16 protein-coding genes are annotated in these 14,714 nt (G+C 59.9%); 2 read left to right on the forward strand and 14 right to left on the reverse strand.

Annotated features, from left to right (window positions below):
• Positions 1–49 precede the first annotated feature (49 nt).
• The 7 genes from JF535_RS02780 to JF535_RS02810 all read right to left on the reverse strand — a co-directional run bounded on the left by JF535_RS02780 (position 50) and on the right by JF535_RS02810 (position 7,960).
• Positions 50–1,378 carry a DUF58 domain-containing protein gene (locus tag JF535_RS02780; protein ID WP_206998818.1) on the reverse strand — a complete coding sequence of 443 codons (1,329 nt, stop codon included), beginning with the start codon at positions 1,376–1,378 and terminating at the stop codon, positions 50–52.
• A complete protein-coding gene (locus tag JF535_RS02785; RefSeq protein WP_206998821.1) occupies positions 1,375–2,394 on the reverse strand; it encodes an AAA family ATPase in 1,020 nt (339 codons plus the stop codon). The genes JF535_RS02780 and JF535_RS02785 overlap by 4 nt, the downstream gene beginning before the upstream one ends.
• Positions 2,391–3,782, reverse strand: a complete 1,392-nt coding sequence (locus JF535_RS02790; RefSeq protein ID WP_206998822.1) for a DUF4350 domain-containing protein — start codon at positions 3,780–3,782, stop codon at positions 2,391–2,393. Before JF535_RS02790 ends, JF535_RS02785 begins: the two co-directional genes overlap by 4 nt.
• Positions 3,779–5,359, reverse strand: a complete 1,581-nt coding sequence (locus JF535_RS02795) for a hypothetical protein (RefSeq protein WP_206998825.1) — start codon at positions 5,357–5,359, stop codon at positions 3,779–3,781. Before JF535_RS02795 ends, JF535_RS02790 begins: the two co-directional genes overlap by 4 nt.
• Positions 5,356–6,363, reverse strand: a complete 1,008-nt coding sequence (locus JF535_RS02800; RefSeq protein ID WP_206998827.1) for a stage II sporulation protein M — start codon at positions 6,361–6,363, stop codon at positions 5,356–5,358. The genes JF535_RS02795 and JF535_RS02800 overlap by 4 nt, the downstream gene beginning before the upstream one ends.
• Positions 6,360–7,142: an RDD family protein gene (locus JF535_RS02805; RefSeq protein ID WP_206998830.1), complete on the reverse strand. Its 783-nt coding sequence runs from the start codon at positions 7,140–7,142 to the stop codon at positions 6,360–6,362. The genes JF535_RS02800 and JF535_RS02805 overlap by 4 nt, the downstream gene beginning before the upstream one ends.
• 65 nt (positions 7,143–7,207) lie before the next feature.
• Entirely contained in the window at positions 7,208–7,960 is a 753-nt protein-coding gene (locus tag JF535_RS02810) for a hypothetical protein (RefSeq protein ID WP_206998832.1), read from the reverse strand.
• A 222-nt stretch (positions 7,961–8,182) separates the two neighbouring features.
• On the opposite strand from JF535_RS02810, the gene JF535_RS02815 reads away from it, so the two are divergent.
• The gene (locus tag JF535_RS02815) at positions 8,183–8,809 is read left to right on the forward strand and encodes a DUF2939 domain-containing protein (RefSeq protein ID WP_206998834.1); all 627 of its coding nucleotides are present in this window, start codon (positions 8,183–8,185) and stop codon (positions 8,807–8,809) included.
• On the forward strand, positions 8,800–9,189 hold the full coding sequence (locus tag JF535_RS02820; RefSeq protein WP_206998836.1) for a DUF2237 family protein: 390 nt from the start codon (positions 8,800–8,802) through the stop codon (positions 9,187–9,189). The genes JF535_RS02815 and JF535_RS02820 overlap by 10 nt, the downstream gene beginning before the upstream one ends.
• A 303-nt stretch (positions 9,190–9,492) precedes the next feature.
• Here the strand turns inward: JF535_RS02820 and JF535_RS02825 are convergent, their stop codons facing one another.
• The 7 genes from JF535_RS02825 to JF535_RS02855 form a co-directional block, all read right to left on the reverse strand.
• Complete coding sequence (locus JF535_RS02825; RefSeq protein ID WP_206998844.1) at positions 9,493–10,458, reverse strand: LuxR C-terminal-related transcriptional regulator; 966 nt, start codon at positions 10,456–10,458, stop codon at positions 9,493–9,495.
• Positions 10,404–11,189, reverse strand: coding sequence for a LuxR C-terminal-related transcriptional regulator (locus JF535_RS02830; protein WP_206998856.1), 786 nt, complete (start codon positions 11,187–11,189; stop codon positions 10,404–10,406). Before JF535_RS02830 ends, JF535_RS02825 begins: the two co-directional genes overlap by 55 nt.
• 325 nt (positions 11,190–11,514) lie before the next feature.
• Positions 11,515–12,552, reverse strand: a complete 1,038-nt coding sequence (locus JF535_RS02835) for an AgmX/PglI C-terminal domain-containing protein (RefSeq protein WP_242523561.1) — start codon at positions 12,550–12,552, stop codon at positions 11,515–11,517.
• 18 nt (positions 12,553–12,570) lie between these two features.
• A complete protein-coding gene (locus JF535_RS02840) occupies positions 12,571–13,092 on the reverse strand; it encodes an ExbD/TolR family protein (RefSeq protein WP_206998858.1) in 522 nt (173 codons plus the stop codon).
• A complete protein-coding gene (locus JF535_RS02845; RefSeq protein WP_206998860.1) occupies positions 13,089–13,628 on the reverse strand; it encodes an ExbD/TolR family protein in 540 nt (179 codons plus the stop codon). Before JF535_RS02845 ends, JF535_RS02840 begins: the two co-directional genes overlap by 4 nt.
• A gap of 64 nt (positions 13,629–13,692) precedes the next feature.
• A complete protein-coding gene (locus tag JF535_RS02850; RefSeq protein WP_206998862.1) occupies positions 13,693–14,379 on the reverse strand; it encodes a MotA/TolQ/ExbB proton channel family protein in 687 nt (228 codons plus the stop codon).
• 44 nt (positions 14,380–14,423) lie between these two features.
• A complete protein-coding gene (locus JF535_RS02855) occupies positions 14,424–14,714 on the reverse strand; it encodes a hypothetical protein (protein ID WP_206998865.1) in 291 nt (96 codons plus the stop codon).

The following is a 14,714-nucleotide window of genomic DNA, read 5'->3' on the forward strand; positions in this document are numbered from 1 at the left end:
CTCTTCTTCCCTGATTCTCCTTCGCCGGTTGCCTGTGGCGATCGCGCGGCTACAGGCGGCCGCTGCGCTTCAATTGCCAGTAGGCTTCCACCAGCGACAGATGCATCTCCGATGGCAGGGCGTCCGCCAGAATGTTGTTGCGCGCGCGCAATTGCTGCAGCAGGCGCTCGCGGCGCGCACTGAAGTCGCGCCCCGCGCTGTACAGCAGTGCGCTGTCGAAATCCGCTACCGGCTGTTCCAGCAGTTGATCCAGCGCGCGCTCCCGCAGGCAGGCCACCATCACCAGATGGTGGCGGGAAAGCTGTTGCACGGCGCTGGTCAGGTCTTCGCTGTCTTCGTCCCGCACATTGGTCAGCAGGATAACCAGTGCGCGCCGCTGCTGGTGCGCCAGTAGCTGTTCGGCGGCGGCGGTGTAATCACTGTGTGCGGTGCCGGAGTGGATGTCGTAGACATGGTTCAGCAGCAGGTTGATACCGCCCTCGCCCTTTACCGGTGGCAGGCGGCTGTGGGTACCGGCAAAACACTGCAGGCCTACGGCATCGCCCTGGCGAATGGCCACGTAAGCAGACAGCAGCAGCGCGTTCAGGGCATGGTCGAAATGGCTCAGCTCACCATCCTGTGTACGCATGCGCCGACCGCAGTCCAGCAGGAAAATGATTTCCTGATCCCGCTCGTCCTGATACTCGCGGCTGATCAGCTTTTGCATACGTGCGCTGGCGCGCCAGTCTACCTGGCGCTGGCTGTCGCCACGGCGGTACTCCCGCAGCTGGCGGAAATCCAGGCCCTCGCCGCGGCGTTGCTGCTGGTGAACCCCCAGATAGCGCAGGGATTGCTCGGTCGACAGTGCCTGCAGGGAAGAGATGCCGAGGAAATTCGGGTAGACCTTGACCTCCTGAGGCGCCCCCAGCTGCACCCGGCATTGCCACAGTTTCCACGGCGAGCTGGCGAGCAGCGCCAGATGCCCGAAAGCCGCGCGCCCGCGCTGCACCGGCGTGGCGTTGTAGTGGATATGGATATCCTGGCCCGGGTTGAGTGCAACCTGCAGGGGCAGGTCGCTGCTGCGCAGTTGCTCGGGCAGTTGGTCGGATACCTGCAGGCTCAGTGGGCGTGGGCCGCGGTTGTGCAGCTGCACGCCGATCAACTGCTCCACACCCAGAGCGAGGTTGCCCGGCAGGTGGCGGTGCCCGCTGAGGCCGTCAACGTGCCGTCCGGTGAGCAGGTCCAGCAGCGCTGCGAGTGTCAGCGCGACCAATCCAAACCACCAGGCACTGCTGAGCAACCCCGCGGCCGCCGGCCACCAGATGCGCGCGACGCTGACCGCCAATGCGCTGGCGGTAGCAATCAGCAGCAAGCGGATAAGCAGTGGCGAGGGCCTCACAGCCGCGGGGCCTCCACGGATTCGATGATCTGGCTCAGCACCGAGTCGGCGGTTTCGCCGTCGATCTCCATATCCGGGGAGACTGCGACCCGATGGCGCATGACGGGGATGGCCATGGCCTTGATGTCGTCCGGCAGTACGAAGTCGCGCCCCTCCAGCAGCGCGTGCGCGCGGGCGGCGAGAATCAGGCCGATGCTGGCGCGCGGTCCGGCGGCGCGGCGCAGCTGCGAGGATTCCCGGGTGGCCCGCACCAGGCGCACGGCGTACGCCAGCACCTGTTGGTCCACCTGGATTTGCGGTACCAGCGTCTGCAGTTGTTGCAGTGCATCGGCGTCAAACACCGGCTGTACCGAGTCCCGCAGGGTGCGTTCGATGTGACCACCGCTGGCGGCGGCCGCCAGTTGTTCTTCCGCCTGCTGGCTGGGGAAGTCGATCAGGACCTTGAGTAGAAAGCGGTCCAGTTCTGCTTCTGGCAGCGGATAGGTACCTTCCTGTTCCACCGGGTTCTGGGTGGCCAGTACCATAAACGGCCGGGGCGTCGCATGGGTTTCGCCATCGATGGTCACCTGCTGTTCCTGCATGACCTCCAGCAGCGCCGCCTGGGTTTTGGCCGGCGCGCGGTTGATTTCGTCCGCCAGCAACAGGTTGGTGAACACCGGGCCGCGGCGCACTTCAAAGCGGCTCTCCGTCATATGATAAATGGCGTGACCGGTGACATCCGCCGGCATCAGGTCGGGGGTGAACTGGATGCGCCGGAATGCACCGCCGAAGCCGCGCGCGAGGCTCCGCACCAGCAGGGTTTTGCCGAGCCCGGGTACCCCTTCCAGCAATACGTGGCCGCCGGCGAGCAGCGCAATCAGCACCTGGTCCACCACCGGTTGCTGGCCGATAACCACCTGGTTGATACGTGCGCGCAAGGTATTGACCTGGTCGCTGGCACGCTGCCAGGGATTGACGTCCGCCGGGCGGGTATCTGCGTGATGGGCGGGTGTTGTTTCCAGAGTGGTTTCGCTCATAAGGCGGCCTCAATGATCTGAATACTGCGCAAGCGCGCGGTAAAGTCTTCCTGGGTGTGGGGTGCCGGCCCCCACAGGGTGTCGATGATTTCTGCTGCGGCGAGGCCGGTTTTCTCTGCCACCTTCGCAGCAACATACTGCTGTTGCGTGGCGTCGTACGGCTGGTTTCCGCTGAGCCTTGCGCGCAGCGGCGTGCGTATCTGCTCGAACAGCCGCTCGCCCCGGTTCTGGCGCCAGTAAAACTGTCCGCAGGCGCGGATGTGCTCCAGCAGGGAGCGCCGCGCGCTCGCGGGCGCCGGTGCCAGCGGCCCGAAGTGCCGGCTGCGGTTGGCGATCCATGCCGCCAGTGCGAGTAGCCCGGCTACCAGCAGTTCCAGGGCATAGCGCTGAATCAGGGTGCCCAGCGTGTCGAAGCGCGGCCGGGTGATCATTACCAGATCGCGCTCGCCAACCAGGTGGGCGAGAAAATAGGCGTGGTCAAATTCCCCGATACGATCGTTTTGCCACAGACTGGCATCGGTCATCAGTGTCAGTCGACCGCGGCCACGCTCGTAGTACACCAGCGGTGACAGGGTGGGAATATTCTGGAACGCCACCCAGTGCAGTGGCTCCCCGTCCACGTCGACATCGCTGGCCTGGCCCATCATTTCGTGGGTGAACGCGGTGCGTGGATTGAAATAGAGCGCGTAGCTGGTGCCACCATCACTGGTGAGGTTGATCAGGCGCTCCGGGTCGATATCCGGATTGCGCGGCTGAGTGTTATGCGACTCGGCATTAGCAGGCGTGGCTTCGGAGGATGCGGCGGTTTGCTGCGATGCGCCGCTGTGTTTGCTTGTGTTATGGTTATTTTCATCGCTACCGTGGCTGCGCTGCTCTTCGCGGAGTTTGCGGTTGTGCTCGCGCATGAGTTCACTCACCGTTTTACCCTGCAGTTCACTGGCCTCTTCGCCGAACACTTCCCGCAGTTGGCGGTTGAAATAGAGATCCAGGTCCCCTTCGGTAACTCCCAGCCCCAGTGCCTGCAGCAACAGATCCTGCTCGTGGTCGCCGATACCCTGGTGGGCGATGACGATGGCGTGGCCACCGGAATCGATCCAGTCCATGAATTCGCGCAGGCGATCGGCGTTGTAGATCTGGCTGGAGCTGGCGAGAAACAGGGCGTCGCCGTCATTGAGGGTGGCGAGCACGGAAATGTTGTCGGCGCGGCGATGGTGGATGCCGAGCCGGTCGAGGAAGCGATGGGCAGCGAGATACGGATTACGGCGTGCCTCGGGGCCAAACCCGCGATCCACTTCCTCGGTGTGCCGCTCGAAAAAAACCAGGAACAGGCCACTGGCAACGGCGACCAGCAGCAGGGTGACGAAGATAGCGAGCCGGCTCAGTTTCATGAGGTTGCCTCCCGCTCACGGAAAACCTGTTGCCACTGCATGCACAGGGATTCCAGTTGCGCATGCGCGGGTGGCTGGTGCGCGTAAGCCTGGCGCTGCCAGACGACGGTGAGCTGGCTGAAAAAATGCACCAGGGCGGGCTGCAATCGCGGGTCCTGCCCGGCCTCATCCCGCACCAGCTGTGCACACTCCGCTTCCGTGTGGTGATCGCGGAAGGCGCAATCGAATTGTGAGATCAGGTTGGACAGGCTGGCGCGGTACAGCAGCCCCATGGCTTCGCGCTGGTGGCCAGCCTGCCACAGGGTCAGCACCTCGCGGGTCACATCTTCCGGCAGGCTCTCGCGGCGCACATCCAGCCCAAACAGAGTTTGCGGGCGCGAGCGCTCGGTGATGGATTTCGGTGCACGGTAGCCGAGCAGCGCGCGCAGGTGATCGCGAAAGCGCCATAGCAGGTAGGCCACAAGGCCGATGGCCGTGATCCACAGCAGCACTTCAATAATACCCGCGAGCATGGGCCAAAACGCGCCCTCGGTGTCAACTTCTTCGCTACCGCCCAGCCCTTCCAGCCACTCGACAAACGCGATTAACCACTCGGGAATGGGATGCTCGCGGGATTCGAAGGTTTTCAAACGCCAGTGGCTGACCTGCTCGCGCTGGTGAAAATCCTCCCCTGCCAGCACCTCGTCGATCACGGCTTCTGCCTGACCCGGAGTGGCGACATCCGCATGCGCTGGCTGGGGTGCGAGCAAGGCGCTTATGCCTGCCAGGCACACTGCGCAGGCGAGCGATGCCACCGTCGTGGCACGGGCAGTGTGCGCTTTGCGCGGACGTTGCTGTTGTGCGTCGAGACGGGCGCGCAACTTGCGGAACTGGATTTCGATATCCCAGGCCTCCAGCTCAACGCGCCGGCCGATATACAGCATGAACCCGGCACACACATAAAACGGCGCGACCGCGGCCATCACCAGCAGGGTGAGGCCATTGGCGATCCAGGCAGACAGCACACTGTTGTCGCTGACAAGGGGGATCCAGTCGATCTCCAGCTGTGCCGGCAGCATCAGGTAAAGCAATGCCGCCAGGCCCATCACCAGGATCATTTCCACATGCACACCGACGATATGCAGCCAGCTGGCGCTACTGGCGGTATTGCGGTGCAGCAGGGCGATGCGGGTTGCGCGTGTCTTTCCCTGTGCATGCTCCAGTACCGTCACGGGTAAATCGAAGGCGCGGGTAAAGCTGAGCCGTCGCCAGGTCAGCCAGGCAAGCCAGTCGTGGCGGTTGGCGCTGCCAAACTGTGCCAGCGCCTGGCGGTTACTCATGGGTTCGTTGAACAGCTTGCGGCTTGCCACCAGCAGCGGCAGCCGCTCAAACGCCGGCTTCAACCACCACACGGCAAAAATTACCCAGTTGGGGCTGTCGGGAAAAATCAGCCCGAGCAGTAAAAACAGGAGCGCGGCTGGCAGTAGCCAGAGTGCGCTCAACTGCCACCACAGGGGGCGCGCGAGCAGGATGCCCAGATCAACAGATTCCCAGCTGGAACGCGGTCGCGCGCGCACGGCGAGACGGTTGAGGTTCAAGGGCGACCTCCCGCGATGGCAGGGCCGGATGGCCTGGAGCGCCCGGCAAACACGCAGTAGCTAATGACCAGAAGCCAGAAAAAACTCCCCACCGCGAGCTTCACCGCGATGCTCACCTGGGTGCTCGAGGACCAGAAGGCTTCGAGGAAGGCGGCGATGACCAGCATCAGGAAGGTGCCGTACATGATTTTCATTGACTCCCGCGCGGCCCCGCGCAGGGAATCCCGACGGCGCTGGTTGCCGGGGTTGACCAGGGAGTGCCCCAGGTGCAGCCCGGCCGCACCGGCAAACACGATGGCGGTCAGTTCGAAAGCACCGTGACCGATCACAAACGGATAGAAGGTGGACACAAATCCCACACGGGTGATGTGGCCGAAAATCGCACCGAGAAATAATCCGTTGAACACCAGGAAAAAGATGGAGCCGAGCCCGAACAGTATGCCTGCGGCAAAGGTACGGAAGGCGATACCGATATTGTTTTTGATATAAAAGCCGAACATCTGCAGGTCGGTATCCGATCCGCGTTCGCGCCCCAGTACCCGGTTGGCCGGGTCGTACATGGATTCAATTTGTAGCACCTGCTCCGGCGACATCACGGTGTAAATCAGTGCGTCGTTGGAGTAGCTGCCGAGTCCCATCACCAGTGCCGGGGCGAGGAACAGTGCGCAGGCGAGCCACACGAAGCGCGCCTGCTGGCGCAGTGCCTGGGGAAAGCCGGCAAACAGGTAATCGAGCCAGCGGCTGCTGGACACCGATTCCTGCTGGTAGAGCCGCTGGTGGCAGTCCATCACCAGTTGGTTGAGGCGCGCAATCAGCTGGCTGGTGTACTGTCGCTCCTTGGCCACCGCCAGCTGCTGGCACAGTCGCCGGTAGCTGGCCGGCAGGTCGTCTACACGCCCGTCGCTGCCTGTTTCGGTGGCCGTGTTTTTGCGATAGCCGGCCAGGAAATTTTCCAGTTGTTGCCACAGCTGCTGATGGCGCTGCTCGAAGTCGCGCTGCTTCACTGGTCACCTGCCTGTGTTGTTCCGCGCGGCGTAGTTTCTTCCACCGTGCGTGCCCCGAGCAGCCAGCGGCCGATGCCGTGTAGCCGCTCCAGCCCAGTGATACCCGATCTGCCGGTGAGCGGTTGCAGCAGCTCGGCCAGTTCCTGCTGTCGCGGCTGGCTGAGTGCGCGGTGACGTTCGCACAGGCTGACAATGGCCTGTTGATCTTGCAGCTGCAATCCACGGGGTGGCGCCGCGGGTGGCACCGATGGCAAGCCGGACGCCGTCTTCGGCTGCTCCCGATAGACCACCAGGGTGCCGGCGGCATGGTCGCCCAGGCGCCGGAAATCCCGGCTGCAGGTCATGCTGATAATGCCGGCGAAATAGCCGAATGGCAGGAAGTCTGCGAACCGCAGCAGGTTGCGCATGATCGACGGCCCCCAGCCGATGGGGGTGAGGTTATCGTTGATCACCGCGATAGAAAATGCCCGCTTGCCCGGGGTTTGCCCGCCGCGCAACACCTCGAAAAAAACCGGGTAAAACCATTCCAGCAAAAAGGACACCAGCAGCCACACACCCACACCAGCATCACCCGCAACACTGATCGCGATACCGAGAATGATCAGGATCACTGTGCGGTAGAACAGGTCCACGGCGTAGGCGAGTATGCGCGGTAAAGGGCCGGCAACGCGGGTGGTGAGGTCGATACCTTCTGGTGTCTCGATCTCGTACAGGGTGTCGAGATCACGGATCACGGCAGCGGCGTCGGCGTCGGTTGTGGCTGGAATTGTCTTGTGCATCGGGCAGGGCTAAGGATTGCGCGGCATAGTCACTGGACACGCCAGTTTCTATGCCGCAGGGAGCATCAGATGTCCGGGGTGGCTTCATGGCCACCAAACATATTGCGGTACAGGATACCGTACGCAATGCTCAGAGCCGGAATCGCCCAGATCAGGCCAATCAACAGCGCCAGCAAGCCCGCGATATACAGCAGCAGCATCACGATAGTAAAGCCAAATACTGGGAACCAGTGTTTGGTGATCGCCTTGCGCGAGGTTTCCAGAGCCTGCCAGGGGCCCATATTCTTGTCCACAATCAGCGGCATCATCATCAAATAGCCCACCATCAGGTAGATGCCCGGCAGTACCAGCAGAATAAAACCGATACCGATCAGCAGGTACATCAGGATCATGCCCAGGGCCAGCGGCAGGATCTTGTCAAAGTGAGCGAAAACCTCGGTGCCGGAGACGGCTTCATTCCGTGCGATTTTCACGCCGATCATGATCATGCCCGCTGCCAGCGGTGCGGCGGCAACCATAACGATCAGGTCGGACACAATGCTGCCAACGCCCACATTGGTGTCGGGTTCGGTGAGGGACTGCCCGGTAACCAGTGCGGCCACAATGGTAATGGCGACCGAAGCCACAAAATACAGCAGCACACCCAACCATACGGTGCCCTTATTGCCCTTGGTCTTGGCCCAGGCCTCACTCAGGGTATCGCCGATGGCGACCTGGTAATCCCCCGCCAGCGCACCGGCTATCGAACCCATCTCGGGGTTGCCGCCCTGCTCCGCCGCCAGCTCGGATTTTGGCGCGCTGTAAATATCACTACTCATGGTCGAAATTCCTTGAACTAATTTTTACCTTTATTGTTGCCGGTGCTACATCCAGAAACCGGTTTTTCCTGCGATCTGCCGGTTTCGGCAACAGGATTGGCAACGATAACACAGGCGTAGGGCCTGTTGGCGCCTTAAACCCTTTGGTGTAAGCGTCTGTAATTGCGGGTGCCGCAACGCTACTATTGCCTGCTGTTGGCCGATAGCGATGGTAGAAACGGAATGGGAAGGTGGTTATTGCGTGCCGGGTTGACGGTACTGCTGGTGAGCGGCGTATATGCGGCGCTGCCCTGGTACTCGGCGCACCGGTTGATCGAGGCCGCTCATCACGAAGATACCGCGGCACTGGAGCGCTATGTCGATTTTCCCGTGCTGCGGGCGAACATACGTGCGCGTCTGCAGGCGAAACTGCAGCAATCCATGGGCGAAGACATGCCCCCGGACTTGAGCGGCCTGTTTACGGCCGGCGCCGATCTGCTTCTGGGGCCGCTGGTGGACCGGCTGATCAGTGCGCAGGGTATTGCCGACTTGATTCAGGGGCAAAAGGACTGGCGCGCGTTTGAGCGGGATCTGGAGCGGGTGTTTGGCGGCACCAGCCGGCAGCCACAAGCGGCCCCGCCGCAGCGGCGCACGGGGACGGACGAAGACACCACTAACGCTGAGCATGACCATCACTGGCAGCTGCGCCGCTGGTACTTCAGCGGGCCCAATACCGTGTCGGTAATCTGTGGCAATAAAGTGGATGATACGGGTGTAAAACTGTCACTGCAGCGGAATGGTTGGCGCTGGCAATTGGTGGATATGGTTTTGATCGATACAGAAAACGGGGAAGTTGAAGAATGGCAATAGCACTGGAAATGCACGAATCCAAAAACGTCTTCGGCGAGGCGCTGATTCCCTGTAGCCGCGATCCCCTGACCGGTTTTTTCCGCGACGGTTGCTGCAACACCAATGATCAGGATATGGGGTCGCACACAGTGTGTGTGGAGGTGACCAAGGACTTCCTGCGGTTTTCCCGCGAGCGTGGCAATGACCTGAGTACGCCGGTGGAGGAGTTCGGCTTTCCCGGCCTGAATCCGGGCGACCGTTGGTGCCTGTGCGCTGCGCGCTGGCTCGAGGCACAGCAGGCGGACATGGCGCCGCGAGTTTACCTGCAGCGCACCCACCAGCGCGCCCTGGAAATTGTTCCGTTAGCGCTGCTGCGTCAGTACGCGGTGGACTTGAATTAAATACGGCCGATGAAGTGGTAAAAAGCGGTGGTGTAACGCTGTCGCGCAGACAAAATGCCCTGAAGCAAGCCGTCCTGGCCTGCTCAGAGCCAGCCTTTCGGCTGATAACCAACTCACAGGATGAACATTGTTGGCGAGCGCAGTATCCGTACCGGCAGGCATCCCCGTTAGGGAGGCTTGCCTGCTCAGTAACAAGATTGCGCGTTTATCCGCGGTCAAACAATAGCTCTTTCAAGTCAAAATGGTTGCATTACGCGAAAATCTGTGACTGGTTTGGGTGTCTCTGTTCAAGGCTCCCGTTATTCATGTCGCGTGAAGCACGCCCTTCGATCCTTCGCTGATGTACTGGGAAATCAGCTGACTGGTGGATTTACAGTTGGCCTTTCGCAGAATATTTTTCCGGTGATTCTTTACCGTATGCGGGGAAATGCTCATGACCCTGGCGATCTCCACGCTGGTCTTGCCTGCGGCAAGCAGATCCAGGATTTCCCGTTCCCGCCGGGTAAAGTTTGCGTGCAGTTCTGCAGCAGGCTCCGCTTTGGCGAGTACATCCAGATTTAAAAAATCCTCACCGCCGCGAAGACTCAGCAATGACACTTTGAAATTATTGTGACTGGCCAGGTGGGAGATATCCGTGTGGATACGGAGCAGCCTGGTTGGCCTGCCATGATTGTCCTCGGCCAGTACCATCGCCTGATGATTGAACAGGTAGTAGCGTCCCTCGGCGGTCCGCATTCTGGCGGTAAAGGAGACCTTGTAGTTTTTTATCTGTTGTGGGCCCAGTTTCTTTTCCAGGATCGCCAGTGCGGTTTTTTCTGCCTGTGTCGCAAACGTCCTATCCTGCGGATGCACTCGATCGAGAATGGCCTGGAAGGTTACTGCGCGCGGCGCCAGGCCAAGAATGGCCTCGATGGATGGGCTTGCCTGTAGCGGTTGCTGCTGTTTCGACAGGTCGATGACGTAGTAAAAAGTACCGCCCGATCCAAACACGGAGGCAACAAACCGGTCGAATTCGCTGCGCTGATGGAGCGTGCCAAAGCGACCGCTGGTGAAGAGCTCGGGAATTGTCGGCGACGCCTGCTGCGTCGGATTTTTTTCCGGTTGTAAAACGTCGTCTGCCATTTGGCCAGCCCCAATCGTTACATCGTTATTGCCTGTGTCGGCTTTTTTATTGTCAGGGTACGAATCTATCGGTAACCCGTGGTTTGCACAGGTTAAATAAGGCCTTCTGTAATGCAGCGGGCAATCAGCTGGGTCATATTCTGGCAACCCGCCTTCTTCAGTATTCGCTTGCGGTGATTCTTGATGGTGTACTCCGAGAGCAACAGCTCCCTTCCGATCTCCGCACTGGTCATTCCTTTGGCGATCCGCTGGATAACAGTGATCTCGCGCGGGGTGAATCTGGGAGGCTGGGGTATGGGGTCGGCGACTTCGCCGTCGACTTCGAGGTCAAGATAAGAGGGTTCACCATTCATCCCGATCAGAGAAAGGCGACGATTGTTATTGTCGGTCAGGTGGGAAATGTCGGTGTGCACGTTGAGTGCCTTGCCTATCCTGCCCTGCTGGTCCGTGGTCAATACGACCGCTTGGTGGTTGAACAAACGATAGTCACCACCCTTGACGCGGAACCGGAAGCAATAGGAAACCTTGTAATTGGTAATCTTGTGCAGGCCGATCTTGTCCTGGAATAGCCGGATGGCCGTCGCCTCGGCGCGGGAGACGAAATCCATATCCTCCGGGTGCACCTGATCAAGAATGTCCTGGAGGGTGAGGGACTCCAGCTTCAGCCCGTGAATCTGTTCCACTTCCGCGCTGCAGTACAGCAGGTTGAGGTCACTCAGATCAAACACGTAGTGATAAAAAGGCCCGTTGCTGAAAATGGCGCTGATCAGCGCATCTACCCTGAATTTCCCCAACTCGGTCTGGTGTTTGGCGAACAGTGCCTTGCGGCTCTGCCAGACGTCCTTCAGCAGCTGGGTCTGTGGGTTCTGGTCGTCCACGCGTGGAAGTCCTTCTACGTTTTACATGCCAAATTCAGGGGGCATCGACTCGAATGGTCCAAGTGCACCGCCAGCATACGGAATATGTGACCACGGTCACAAAATACTTGAGACTTTTTTATCAGTTCCGGCGCGATTTTCCAATGTTATTTGGTACGAATGTACATATTAGAGCTGCAGTGATGCAGCTAAGTCAGTATTGAACGTTTTGCCGGGTGAATGAGAGCGAGAGTGAGGGGGAGCGGGCGGGCGCAGGCGCAGTCCCCAATACCTGGGCCGGCATTGGGGACTGAGGCTTTTTGAAGGGGCGTGAGGTCACCTGCCCTCAGGAGGGCAGGAAATCGATGGAGTAGTTGAGAGTGGATTTCTCCACGTTGGCAGAGCCGAAGTTGATCAGGCGGATACGGGCCAGCAGCTTGCGCTCGAGGTCCGGGCTGTCCAGCTCACTGCTGACCAGCGTTACCGCGGAGATGGTGCCATTGGCCTCGATGACCAGCTTCACCGTGACCTTGCCGGCCAGGGTCGGGTCGCGGCGCAGGGCGCGATTGTAGATGGCAAAGATGGCCCCCTTGTTGGCCTCCATCACCTGGCGAATGGATTCCTCACCGCGGGTGCCGCGTTCCCTTCGCGCCTCTTTGCCGCTGGATTGCGCAGCGGCTGTGGCTTCTGCGACCTGCACCTGCGTGGTCTCGCGACCAGACAGTGCCGAGCCGCCGGTGTTGCGGCTCAGTTGACCGGTATTAATGCCACCGCTGCCCGCCTTTGACTTGTCGCTAATCAGTGAGCGGTCAATTTTCTGCGCCTCGGCTGCGCCACTGGCAAGGCTGTTGGCGCTGGCCACTGCGGACACGTCCAGGCTGTCGCGCATATCCATCAGGTCGTCCTGAAGCTGCATCAGCCCGCTATTGGCTGCTTTCTCGCGGGCCTTGGCCACTTCCGCGGCGGGAGCCTTCTCGCTCAGCGGTTTTGGCTTAACGGTTTTGATGGGCTCCGGCTTGGGCTTTTCAATGGGCTTGGGTTTTTCCGGCTTTACCTCTTTGGGCTTTTCCTGCTTTTTTTCTACCGGCTTGGGTTTCGGCTTTTCTACCGGTTTGGGGAGTTCTTTCTTCTCCAGGATGACCCGCGCCAGCTGCGGTGGAAGCTTTTCCGCCTGCTCCCGGGTCAGCTCCGGTGCGGGGATAAAGGTAAACAGGGCACCCACCACCACAAAGGCGGCGATGCCGCTCTTGAGGAATTTTTGAAAGCGCTGGTCTTCTTCCTCGCTGGACGTCCACGGCAGAGTGGAGTTGTAGTAGTGCCAGGGCATCAGGGCCGTTCGACCCGATGCACTGGTGGCTGCTGAATGGAAGGTGGCTGTAGTCATGATATTTTGCCCCTCCCGTTAGCGACCGGCGGCCGCAGTGGCCGGGTCCTGAGGTGTCGTCTGCGTGACAGCGAGATCAATATCCCGGTAGTCCGCCGCGGCACAGGTGTTCATGATCTGCTTGAGCAGCGCGTAAGGCACTTCTTCATCGCCGAGAATGGTTACCGGGCGGCCCACTGCCTGTTTTTCTTCTGACAGCGGCTCGGCGCGGCTGGCCAGGTACTCGAGTTCATTCAGCAGGGGCTGAATCTGTTCCTGATCCGCGGGGATATCCGCCACCTTCGCGATCATGCGATTGCCTACCAGCAACTGGTCGCCATTGACCCGCACCACGGTGGTGGTGTCGGGTTTCTCGGTCGAGGTGGATTCCGGTAACGTGATGGTCTTGTCTGCCTGCAGTACCTCAACATCCGAAGAGTTCACCAGCAGGAAGAACACCAGGATAGTGAAAATATCCATCAGTGAAACCAGGTTCAGCTTGGTTTGTTTGTGCCGACGCTGTTTGCGCCCTTTCAGCTTTCCGCCGATCGTCGCTTTCATATTCCGTTGCCTGCCAGCTGATTGTCTGTTGCCGGTGCGTCCGTCACGGGCGCATCCCCCAGGGATATTTGCGGGAACAGTTCCGCATCCACCACCGAGGCGGCCACCACCGCGCGGAAAGAGCGTGCGGTATCCATGGCGCTCACCAGGGTGCGGTAAGGGGTGCCGGGCTCGGAAAGGATTACCAGGTCTTTCTTGTCGATATCCTTCTCACGCAGGCTGCGCTTCACTTCCTGCAATACATCTGACACCAGCTTGAAATCCGGCTGTCCGTCCCGGTTGGCAATACGCTTTACGCGAATTCCCGCCGGATAGTTGATGTCGATGTAGTCTTTGCGCAGCACCAGTTCCAGCTGCTGGTTTTCTTTTTGGTCCGCCACGCTGGGGTCGCTCAGACCGGGCAGGTTGAGGTTCAGCACGGAGATATGGGAAAACACCATATTCAGCAGCAATACGGGGACCAGTACAGTCATCAGGCTCATAAACGAGGTGATGTCCAGATCCGGGTCGGTTTCCAGCCTGCGTCGGATAGCCATGGCTCTCTCTTGTTATCTGACTCTTATTCGGTTGTTACACCCTGGTATACGTTCTCGCCGCGGCTCAGGCGGTAGCGCCAGCCTTGGCGGCCGGACGCGCGGCGGCTTCGGCCTTCTGGCCACGTGTGAGGGTAATCAGATTGAGGAACTTGACCCCGGCCATTTCCAGGCTGTCGATGATTTCATTGGTTTTGTTCTGCAGCATGGAGTAGGCCAGCAGCAGCGGGATGGCGGAGATCAGGCCGAACGCAGTGGTGTTCATGGCCACGGAGATACTGGAGGAGAGCATGGAAGCCTTCTCTGAGGGATCTGCGTTGGCGACCGCGGTGAAGGCCGCGATCAGGCCGATAATGGTGCCCAGCAGGCCGAGCAGTGTGGCGATGTTGGCCAGCGTGGCCAGGTAATTGGTGCGCTTTTCCAGGCGCGGCACCGCTTCAAGAATGCTTTCCTCGATGGCCATGGCGATGTTTTCGTCTTTGCGCGCGTGCTGGGCGGTAGAAATACCAGCCGCGACAATCTGGCTCATGGGCGCTTTCTCGTTTTGTGAGAACTTGAGCGCGGCGGCAAAGTTACGCTGCTGCATCATGGGCAATACCTGCCCGTAGGCGCGGCGGTTGGCCATTTTCGCGCGCGACAGGAATACCCAGCGCTCGATAACCAGTACCAGGCCGATCACCAGTACCAGCGCAATGGGGTACATGAACGGGCCGCCGTTCTGGAAAAAGCGCAGCAGTGTATTGAAAAATTCCATGGTCAAATCTCCGGGACGTAAAGATTTCTGGTTATAAAAATGGTTTACGGTTGCTGATCCGAGCGTTCTTGCTCGAGCAGTTTTATTTCTCGTTGCAGCTCCGAGTATTCCTGGTGCTGGAACGTATGGGTGATGGCGTTGGGCAGGGTGCTGTCAATTTTTTCCAGGCTGTTGGCCTGCTTCCAGGGAATAATGTACAGCACCTTGGGCTGTTCCTGGCTGCCGATGATGGTGGACTCCAAAGTGATTACTTCACCGCTGTCGTCTTGGGCAAAGCACAGACTGGAGACGAGTAACACAGCCAACACCTGAAGCGCATTGCGTAATATGTTCAC

The organism is Microbulbifer salipaludis (genome assembly GCF_017303155.1).
Lineage (GTDB): Bacteria > Pseudomonadota > Gammaproteobacteria > Pseudomonadales > Cellvibrionaceae > Microbulbifer > Microbulbifer salipaludis.